This window comes from Pedobacter sp., from assembly GCF_035566355.1.
GTDB lineage: Bacteria > Bacteroidota > Bacteroidia > Sphingobacteriales > Sphingobacteriaceae > Pedobacter.
Map to the genome: position 1 here is coordinate 1 of NZ_DATMRL010000538.1, position 9,537 is coordinate 9,537.

Genomic DNA, 9,537 nt, shown 5'->3' on the forward strand with positions numbered 1-9,537 from the left:
GCCGTATTCAGAAAAAATGCGCCAATGAATAGTCACTCGCTTTCTGTCTCAGGCGGTGGCGAACAGGTGAAATATTATTTTTCCGCACAGACACTCGATCAGCAGAGTAATCTGAGAAATAGCGACCAGCGGTTTAAGCAATTCAACATCCGATCGAATATTGATGCAACGATTTCACGGAATTTGAAAGTTAATCTCGACATCGCAGCCAGAAAGGAAAATAAGAATAACCCGGTGATGTCTTTGAGTCAAACTTTACATGAAGCAGTGAGCATGTATCCCTTCTTACCTGTGTACTGGCCAAATGGCGCTGCAAATGCCGGTGTTTCAAATGGTAGAAACCCAGCTATAATGACCTCTTCTTTAGCGGGATATGACCACACCAATTATTACACCGTAAACCCTACGCTTGGATTTGACCTGAAACTACCTTATGTCGTTGAGGGTTTGTCGTTAAATGGTTATGCTGCTTTTGATTACAAATATGTGGAGGAGAAGACATTTCATCAACCCTGGGATGCCTATACTTACGACGCAACAACTAAGACCTATAGCAATCAGAGGGCAAGTACCAGCATTTTAAGCCTGGCACAGGATGCACAGCTCACCAATCAGAATACCTATTTCATCAAAATGGCTTATGACCACCAATTCGGTAAGCATAGTATCAATGCTTTTGCCGGGGTTGAGCAAACAACAACCAACTGGAATGACACCTATGCCTACCGGAGAGACTTGTTGAGTAACCAATTGGATCAACTATTCACCGGAAGTGCTGTAGGACAGAATGCAACCGGTTCAGCCTCCCAGGATGGCCGTAAAAGTTATTTGGGAAGAGCGGCTTATGCTTATAACAATAAATACTTTGCTGAGGCTTCTTTCCGTTACAATGGTTCATTCAACTTTCCGGCCGATAAACGATGGGGTTTATTCCCTGCTATATCTCTGGGCTGGAAGATTTCTGAAGAAGGTTTCTTCAAAGATAATATTAGAGGTGTAGACCAATTAAAATTTCGTGCTTCTTGGGGATTGATGGGTAATGATGCCGTTGCGCAATATTTGTATGTAACCCGCTATCAGTTGGTGCAGAACCCTGAGAATTATAGTTATTTTGGGGAGAACTACACGGAAGCAAAGAACCTGTACCTTTCTGCAACGCCTAACCCAAATATCACATGGGAAAAACAGGACACCAGGAACATTGGATTTGATGCCGCTTTCCTGTCCAATAAATTGACCGTTAGTTTTGATGCTTTCCGTTTTTTAAGGAGGGATATCCTGGCGCAACGTAATGCATCAGTACCGCAATATACAGGTTTGTCGCTTCCACCGGAAAATATTGGCAAATCCCTTAACCGAGGTGTTGATTTTTCCATCAATTACAATGAAACGAAAAATAATTTCAAGTATAATTTCGGGGCTAATTTTACCTACGCCAAGAGTAAGATCATCTTCCGTGACGAATCACCAAATATCCCTGCCTGGCAAAAATCGACCGGCTATGCCATTGACTCCTGGTTAGTGTACCAGACAAAGGGAATTTACCATACACAGGCCGAGGTAGACAATTCTCCGCACATGTCGGGCGCAAAACCCGGAGATCTCTGGATCATGGATAAAAGTGGAGATGGGAATATTACCAGCGATGATATGGTCAGGATCCCTGAATCTGCTACACCAAAGATCATGTTTGGAGTTTTGATGGGCGCAGATTACAAAGGAATCGGGCTCAACCTGGTCTGGTCGGGACAAGCAATGGCCAAGCAGATGATTTTACCACAGTCGCAGGGCTCTCTGGTAGCACCTCCATATTATCTGTACAATGGACGCTGGACCCCAGACAATCCAAATGCAGAATATCCTAAGGCCTTTAATTCTACCGATCCCCGAAACGCTGTATACGCTGATTTTTGGTTGAGGAATGCCGCATTTCTTCGTTTGAAGTCAGTTGAGCTGTCCTACGCTTTGCCGGCAAGCACTTTCGAAAAATATGGTATTGGTTCAGTAAAAATATTTGCCGGAGCCACCAATCTGTTTTCTTTTGACGGGATGAAAAAGTATGGTGTAGATCCTGAAACCAACAACATCACAGGAATCAACTACCCACAAACAAGAATAATCAGGTTCGGTTTAAATGTTAACTTATAAAAACGACATATATGAAAAATAAAATACTCATCTGTTGTTATATCCTATGTGTTATAATGACTTCCTGCAAAAAGGATGTCTTAGACAAAACACCACTTGATTCCTATACGGATCAATCTGTATGGAACGATTTGAGTCTTGCTGAGGCTTTTACAAATAACCTGTACAATGTATTGCCCAATGCAGAACACAACTGGGACAATACAACCAACAGGACATGGGCGTTATCTTCCGCTTGTGATGAAGCTTTCAATAAATTTGATGATTATAATGCCTCGGTGATGAACTCCGGTTCGCTTACTCCCGACAACCTGGGTGTATTTGATATCTGGGGATCAACTTATAGTATGATTCAGAATTGCAATATCTTTTTATCCAAGATCGATAATGTTCCTGGTGACGCAGCACGGCGGGACAGGTTGAAAGGTGAGGTGACTTATTTAAGAGCCTATGCTTATTTCAAATTGATAAAAGATTACGGAGGTGTTCCATTGATTATAAAACCTTTTGACCTGAATAGTAATTTTGAAAGGAGCCGGAATACCTATGAGGAGTGTTCAAGCTTCATCTCTGATGAGTTAGATAAAGCTGCAGGCCTTCTTCCTCTGCAACAAAGTTCGGCCAATTTAGGGAGGGCGACAAAAGCGGCTGCACTAGCACTGAAATCCACGCTCTTATTATATGCTGCCAGTCCACAATGGAATACAACGAACGATATGGCGAAATGGAAAAAAGCTTCTGACGCGGCAAAAGCGGTGATTGATTTAAATGCATTTAAACTGTTTACCGGTAATTATGCCGATTTGTTTACCACCCTAAATTCGGAATTGATTATGGTGAGATTGACCAATAAACAGTATATGTGGAGTGCATTCCAAGGGGTAGAGATGTTTTTATCACCTAGCGGATTTCATGGATGGGCTTCGTTTGCACCCAGCCAAAATCTGGTAGATGCCTATGGAACGGCAGATGGAAAAGACATTACTGATCCAACTTCGGGCTATGATCCACAGCATCCATATGTAAACCGTGATCCCCGCTTTTATCAGGATATTGTTTATGACGGACGACCATACGGACAGCCTGCATTTTGCCAGGACAGATACGGCGTAGGAAGTACCAATGCAGCTGAGTTTTATGAAGGCGGATTGGATTCACCACAAGGCTGGGATAAATGGAACAACAGCGTAACTCGCTACACCTTTAGAAAATATTGTGATACGACTTATAACTTTAATGAAGAAACCCAAACCAATAAATTTTGGATCGTCAGCCGCTTAGGCGAAATCTATCTGAATTATGCAGAAGCCCAGTTTCGGCTTGGAAATAATGGTGTGGCCATCCAGTATCTTGATTTAATCAGGCAAAGAGCAGGCATCAAAAATCTACTTCCAAATAGTTTGACGGGTACAGCACTTGAAAATAAGATCCGGAATGAAAGACAGGTAGAGTTAAGTCTGGAAGGACATCGTTATTATGATGTTCGCCGATGGAAGATCGCAGATGTAACAGAGAATAAACCATTGATGGGTGTAATTATAACCAAAAAAGCCGATGGCAGCAAGAGTTACAATTACAGCCAGGTACAAACCAGGGTGTTTAAGCCTCAACATTACCTGTTACCTATTCCAAAAAGTGAAATTAATCGAACAAAGTTGGTTCAAAACCCAGGTTATTCAAATTAAACATCCCAGAAAGCCCCGATTTTTTTCGGGGCTTTCTAAGGTTATGGTGATTCAAACATTAGGTTTCCTGAATGCATAAGTTAGAGCGACACTTAAAAGCAATGTTCCAGTGAAAGTCAGCGCAGCAGTCAGGGAAAAATGGTAAGCAATAAATCCGAGAAGTGCGGGCCCCGCGAGCTGGCCTGCGTAGCCCATAGTGCTTATTGCGGGAATGGCGGCTGAAGCGGGTATTCCCTTAAGTCTGCCACCCTCGCTAAAAAAAACAGGAACTATGTTTGCAGCGCCAACTCCTAAGAGCACAAAGCCCATGAGAGTAGTAGGGATCCAAGGGGTTGCCACAGCAATAAAAATCCCTAACGCAGCAATAAGGCCGCCAGCAACTACTACTGTTTTCCCGCTAAAGCGCTCTACGATACGGTCGCCCAAAAGCCGCATGGCTGCCATTGAAATTGAAAAAGCTGCGTATCCAACTCCGGCAAGTTCGGCATCTATTCCTCTGCTCTCCTTTAAAAATAGGGCACTCCAATCCAACATTGCTCCTTCAGATAAAAATATAGCAAAACATGCTGCTCCAAGAAAAATTACACTGGGACTAAACCATCCCGATCTGGTCTTTGTTTTCTGTTCTTTGTGTGTATTATTCTCAGGCAAATTATCTTCCTGCTTTTTAGAAAACAGCGACTTATACTTTAATAGTAAAATGGCAATAAGCAGGATCGATATTGAAATTGCGGCAGTTAATGGGTTGAGTCCCGCTCTCATCAACAATCCCAGTCCCAAAGAACCACATAGGCCACCTACGCTAAAAAGGCCATGGAGAGATGACATTATTGGGCGCCCATATTGGTTCTGAACATGGATTCCATGAGAATTCATTGCGACATCAATGACACCGATTCCACCTCCAAAAATAAAGAGCGCAGCTCCCATCATCCAGGGACTTGGCATTAATAACAACATAGGAAGGAAGGTGGCAGCGACCAATCCGGAAATCAATATAACCAATCTTGTACCATAACGCTTAGAGAGATATCCGCTCAGAGGCATCATCGAGATTGCTCCAGCCCCTAAAAGCAGTAACAGTAGCCCAAGGTTCCGGTCATTAAGATGCAACCTTTCTTTTGCGAAGGGTACCATCGGGGCCCAGCTAGAGAGGGCAAATCCGCAAACCAGGAATATATATTGTGTGGCCTTTTTGGCCTTAGTAGCTGTCTGATTAAGATTCATATTACAAATCAATGCAATAATTTGAAAAATTGCAAATTATTGCAAATAATATAGGTCAAAAAACAGTTTGTTGAAGTCATCAGATTAATTAGTAGTTGTGATTTAATTCTGAGTATTTTAATGATGTTGGGTTTCGTGCAGTGACTGAAAGAATTATATTTGTGGAGAAATGATCAGAGAAAAAAGGTTCGAACATATAATCTCCAGTTTGAAGAATACAGGTACGGTGACCTATAGTGGGATGTCTATTGACCTGTCAGTTTCCGAGGATACCATTCGCAGGGATATTGACTATCTGCATGAGAATGGCCTTTTGTCAAAAGTAAGAGGGGGAGCTATTGCACGAGATAAAAATCCGCTTTCCTTTCAGGACCGCACTGTTATTCACTCTACAGAAAAGGAAATAATCGGAATGAAAGTTCAGTCTTTACTGAAGACCGGGATGAGCGTTTTCATGGATGGAGGAACCACTATATGTGCAGTTGCAGAATGTTTACCAACAAACACTTCGTTGAGGGTCATCACAAATAACATTGCCTTGGTTCCTTTATTATCGCAGTTCCGGAGTATAGAGATCATTGTACTTGGTGGGAATTATGACAGGGATACGCAAACAAATACGGGGGCCAGAACATGTGATGAGGCTGAGGAGTTTGTTGTTGATCTTTATCTTATGGGTACTTGCGCAATATCAAAGGATTTCGGTATAACATCGGCAATAAGAGAGGATGGGGCTGTAAAGAAAGCAATGTTAAAAGGTTCCAAAATGGTGGCTGTACTTAGCAATAGCAAAAAAATAGGCAGCAGTGAGCCTTTTGTAGTTTGTGATCTTCACAGAATTAACACTTTGGTCACTGAACTTCCAAGCGATCATCCTAGACTAGATGAACTGCGCTTTAAGAATCTTAAGATTATTTAATTCTATACTATCCGATTATGGCATAGTCATTATTGTATTATTATTTCTTTTTGCAATTAAAAGCAAATTTGCATATAATTGCACGAATGAAAAATTATAACAGCATCCTTAAATCAAAGCCACATTATCCAATTCTCGACGGGCTTCGCGGCATCGCAGCACTTATTGTTGTCGGGTTCCATATTTTTGAACCGAATGCAACCAGTTCTCTTGATCAGTTCATCAATCATGGATATCTGGCAGTCGATTTTTTCTTCATACTATCAGGTTTTGTAATTGGGTATGCTTATGATGACCGATGGGACCGAATGACTTTGTCTGGTTTTTTCAAGCGTCGCCTGGAGCGACTACAGCCAATGGTTGTTTTGGGTATGATTATAGGTGCTTGTCTATTTTATTTTGCGGATTCACCAAAATGGCCTATGCTCCACACCGTTCCCTTGTGGGCAGTTGTGTTAACGATGTTTGTAGGTTTTACCTTGATCCCTCTTCCTCCTTCACTGGATATCAGGGGATGGCAGGAAATGCATCCGCTTAATGGCCCTGGCTGGTCCTTGTTTTATGAATATGTTGCGAATATCCTATATGCTGTTGGTATAAGGAAATTCTCAAAAAAGGCTTTGACTGCTCTGGTGATGGTTTCAGGTGGTTATTTGGTCTATTATGCCGTGAGCAGCAAAAGTGGAGACTTGATGGGGGGCTGGACGTTGAATAGTGAACAGCTTACAATCGGATTTACCAGGCTAATGTATCCCTTTTTTGGAGGACTTTTGCTTTCGAGAATGATTGTTGTTTCGAACATCAAGCGTTCTTTCCTAATCAGTTCAATATTGATAGCTTGTGTACTTTTTATGCCACGTATTGGGGGAGAAGATCACAGATGGATGAATGGCCTTTACGAATCGCTTACCATCATATTTATCTTTCCTGCTATTATTTATATCGCTGCAAGTGGAACAGTGTCTAAGGGAATCGAGTCCAGTTTATGCAAATTTATGGGTGATATTTCTTACCCGGTCTATATCACACATTTTCCACTGATCTATGTATATTCTGCATGGCTGAGCAATCATCCTCAAGCGGATACTGGAATGAAAATTATTTATGGTTGCCTTACCTTTATCGGAGCTTTGCTTATCGGCTATCTTAGCTTAAAGTTTTATGACGAGCCTATTCGTAAATGGCTCCGAAAAAAGCTTGGAAATGTATAAACTGTTACTGCCACTGACATAAGGTTGTCATCAAGCCATTCTATCTTTATATCAACAAACTCTTTTAATGCCCCAAAAGGGTAATTATGAGACATTTTAACAAAATAAAGAAAATATGAATCTTATTTCAATCAGAATTATTACAGAAGACATTAATCGTTTATTTGCATTTTACGAGTATGTAACCGAAACACAACTCACAAAGTACACGGAGGACTTTGCAGAGCTTCAAACTCCATTTGGAACCTTAGCTATTGGTAGTACCAGAACTCTATATTTTTTTGGGGGTGATGATGTTGCAAAGGCAGCTCAGAACCGTACAGTGATCATTGAATTTAGAGTTACAGATGTGGATAAGGAATACGAAAGATTAGTAGATTTTCTTCAACCTTATGTGGTCCAAAAACCAACAACAATGCCCTGGGGAAATCGATCTCTTTTGTTTCGAGATCCAGATGGAAACCTAGTCAATTTCTTTACGCCCGTTTCGCCCGAAGCGATCAAAAAATTTGAAGGCAAGGGGTTTGAAGTTTAAAAAGATAGAGGGGAATGACTCTAGCCATTCTCCTCTATCTTTTTAAACCTCTTTTTTCCACTCGTGCTCAATATTTGTCATTAGCAAGGCATTATCAAATCTAAGAGAGCCTTTAGGGAAAACTTTTTCGTTTTCGAAGAAACTTGATTTTACATTTAATACGTCTAGCGGCCTGACTTCCCAGTTATAGGTCTTTAATCTAAGCCCCTCAAATTTATTTTTGTTGGGGGAATAACCAAGTTCGCCACTTTTAAAGAAATTAGAAGCCTCTTGTAAAGTCTCAAAAATAGATTTTGTGCTAAATGTTTTAGTCTCAATAGCATCAATCAACGTTTCAGTACCATCTGAACTTATAAAATCAATATGGTAATTCCCATTTCCCTCACTCACATTAAACTTCGCGTAATAATGTTTACCAGGAAATAGCCTGCCTCCAACAAGTGTGTTGAATTTTAAAGAAGTGTCTCTGCGCGGAATATAAACCCCAGTTTTGGTTTTACCATTCTCATCCCACTCAATTGCAATTCTGTGCGCCCCATTTTCTGAGTTTATTCCAGAAAATACGGGTAAGCCCTTGGGCCTTATGTCCTTAAGTCTGATGAGACAAATTCCTACAATAGCCTTTCCTTTATAGACAATAGGTCTGAATGGGAAGGGGATAATTTTCTCCACAGCTGTTGGCTCTGCAGTAAAATTGATCAGGATTCGACGGTCTATATGACCATGTATAATTGGGATTTTCATATATTAAAGCGAATTCAATTTAATCTGTGGCATAGCGAAAAGGACAAAACAACCAAAATAAAATATAGCAAAATTACCTGTTTACCTCTGTTCTTGATAGTCTCAATAGTAGATAATTATGCGTTACATTTGTGTAATTAATGTCGGAGTAGAACAAACCATGGAAAAGGACTTGGATTTTTTTGAAATGATTTATAATCATTCTCTTCTTAAAAAAGAAGATTATAAAGAAATCTGTAAAGCACATACTAAAATAGAGTTTCAGAAAGGATCAGTGCTTTTAGAGACAGGCAAAATCGCAAGAGAATTTTATATCATTGAAGAGGGTTTGTTCAGATCGTTTCTCTATGATTATAATGGCAATGAAACAACTACAGAATTTTATTGCCCAAAAGAAATACTAATTGAATCTCTTTCTTTATTTCAAAGAATGCCATCAAAAGAAAATTTTCAAGCAATAACAGATGCCATTGTTTGGAAAATCGAATATGATACCTTTCAAGAATTACTTCAGAACATCGAAGGATTTAGAGAATGGGGTAGGACCTGGGCCACGAGCCAGATCTTTATTCTAAAACAACGCTCAATTAATGTATTGACAATCAATGCTAAGGACAGATACTTGAACCTCATTAAAGAAAGACCACAAATTATTAAACAATCTCCCTTAAAATACATCGCATCTTATTTAGGTATTACCGATACCTCATTAAGTAGAATCCGAAAGGAAATTTCTACCACTTAGCTTTTCTTGTCATAGGACAAGTGCATTATTTTTTGCAACAATTAATTTTGACATATCAAATCAATTTAAAAGCTGAAATAATGAAAAAAAATCACCCCAATCCTGATAGCAGTGCAGTACGAACAGCTTTATGGAGGGCACTACACGTTCAAATTGATGCAAAGCCATCTATATTGGCAGATGAAATCGGTCTGAAATTGATAGACCCAACCGATGAATGGCAACAAAGGCCTGATATGAAATTTACAAAACGTCTTCGCGCTTCTGTTGTCGCCCGCAGCCGGTTTATTGAGGATTTAATCATTGAACAGAGCACAGAAGGA

9 protein-coding genes are annotated in these 9,537 nt (G+C 40.3%); 7 read left to right on the forward strand and 2 right to left on the reverse strand.

The genetic code is table 11. The features are described 5' to 3' along the window. Both VNZ46_RS21115 and VNZ46_RS21120 read left to right on the forward strand, forming a co-directional pair. On the forward strand, positions 1-2,148 hold a 2,148-nt coding region (locus tag VNZ46_RS21115; RefSeq protein WP_325562319.1), incomplete at its 5' end, for a SusC/RagA family TonB-linked outer membrane protein. 11 nt (positions 2,149-2,159) lie between these two features. Continuing rightward, positions 2,160-3,833 carry a RagB/SusD family nutrient uptake outer membrane protein gene (locus tag VNZ46_RS21120; RefSeq protein ID WP_325562321.1) on the forward strand — a complete coding sequence of 558 codons (1,674 nt, stop codon included), beginning with the start codon at positions 2,160-2,162 and terminating at the stop codon, positions 3,831-3,833. 51 nt (positions 3,834-3,884) lie between these two features. Here VNZ46_RS21120 and VNZ46_RS21125 read toward each other — a convergent pair whose 3' ends face one another. Then, the gene (locus VNZ46_RS21125) at positions 3,885-5,060 is read right to left on the reverse strand and encodes an MFS transporter (RefSeq protein WP_325562323.1); all 1,176 of its coding nucleotides are present in this window, start codon (positions 5,058-5,060) and stop codon (positions 3,885-3,887) included. A gap of 169 nt (positions 5,061-5,229) precedes the next feature. Here VNZ46_RS21125 and VNZ46_RS21130 point away from each other — a divergent pair, with 169 nt between their 5' ends. The 3 genes from VNZ46_RS21130 to VNZ46_RS21140 all read left to right on the forward strand — a co-directional run bounded on the left by VNZ46_RS21130 (position 5,230) and on the right by VNZ46_RS21140 (position 7,725). After that, positions 5,230-5,979, forward strand: coding sequence for a DeoR/GlpR family DNA-binding transcription regulator (locus tag VNZ46_RS21130; protein ID WP_325562325.1), 750 nt, complete (start codon positions 5,230-5,232; stop codon positions 5,977-5,979). A gap of 86 nt (positions 5,980-6,065) precedes the next feature. Beyond that, the gene (locus VNZ46_RS21135; RefSeq protein ID WP_325562327.1) at positions 6,066-7,190 is read left to right on the forward strand and encodes an acyltransferase; all 1,125 of its coding nucleotides are present in this window, start codon (positions 6,066-6,068) and stop codon (positions 7,188-7,190) included. A gap of 115 nt (positions 7,191-7,305) precedes the next feature. Beyond that, positions 7,306-7,725, forward strand: a complete 420-nt coding sequence (locus VNZ46_RS21140) for a VOC family protein (RefSeq protein ID WP_325562329.1) — start codon at positions 7,306-7,308, stop codon at positions 7,723-7,725. A 42-nt stretch (positions 7,726-7,767) separates the two neighbouring features. Here the strand turns inward: VNZ46_RS21140 and VNZ46_RS21145 are convergent, their stop codons facing one another. Then, positions 7,768-8,469: a DUF2071 domain-containing protein gene (locus VNZ46_RS21145; RefSeq protein ID WP_325562331.1), complete on the reverse strand. Its 702-nt coding sequence runs from the start codon at positions 8,467-8,469 to the stop codon at positions 7,768-7,770. A gap of 160 nt (positions 8,470-8,629) precedes the next feature. Between VNZ46_RS21145 and VNZ46_RS21150 the strand changes: the two genes are divergently transcribed. Together VNZ46_RS21150 and VNZ46_RS21155 are read left to right on the forward strand one after the other, a co-directional pair. Continuing rightward, entirely contained in the window at positions 8,630-9,214 is a 585-nt protein-coding gene (locus VNZ46_RS21150; RefSeq protein ID WP_325562333.1) for a Crp/Fnr family transcriptional regulator, read from the forward strand. Positions 9,215-9,294: 80 nt separating this feature from the next. Then, the coding region (locus tag VNZ46_RS21155; protein WP_325562335.1) for a class I SAM-dependent methyltransferase at positions 9,295-9,537 on the forward strand (243 nt) is incomplete at its 3' end.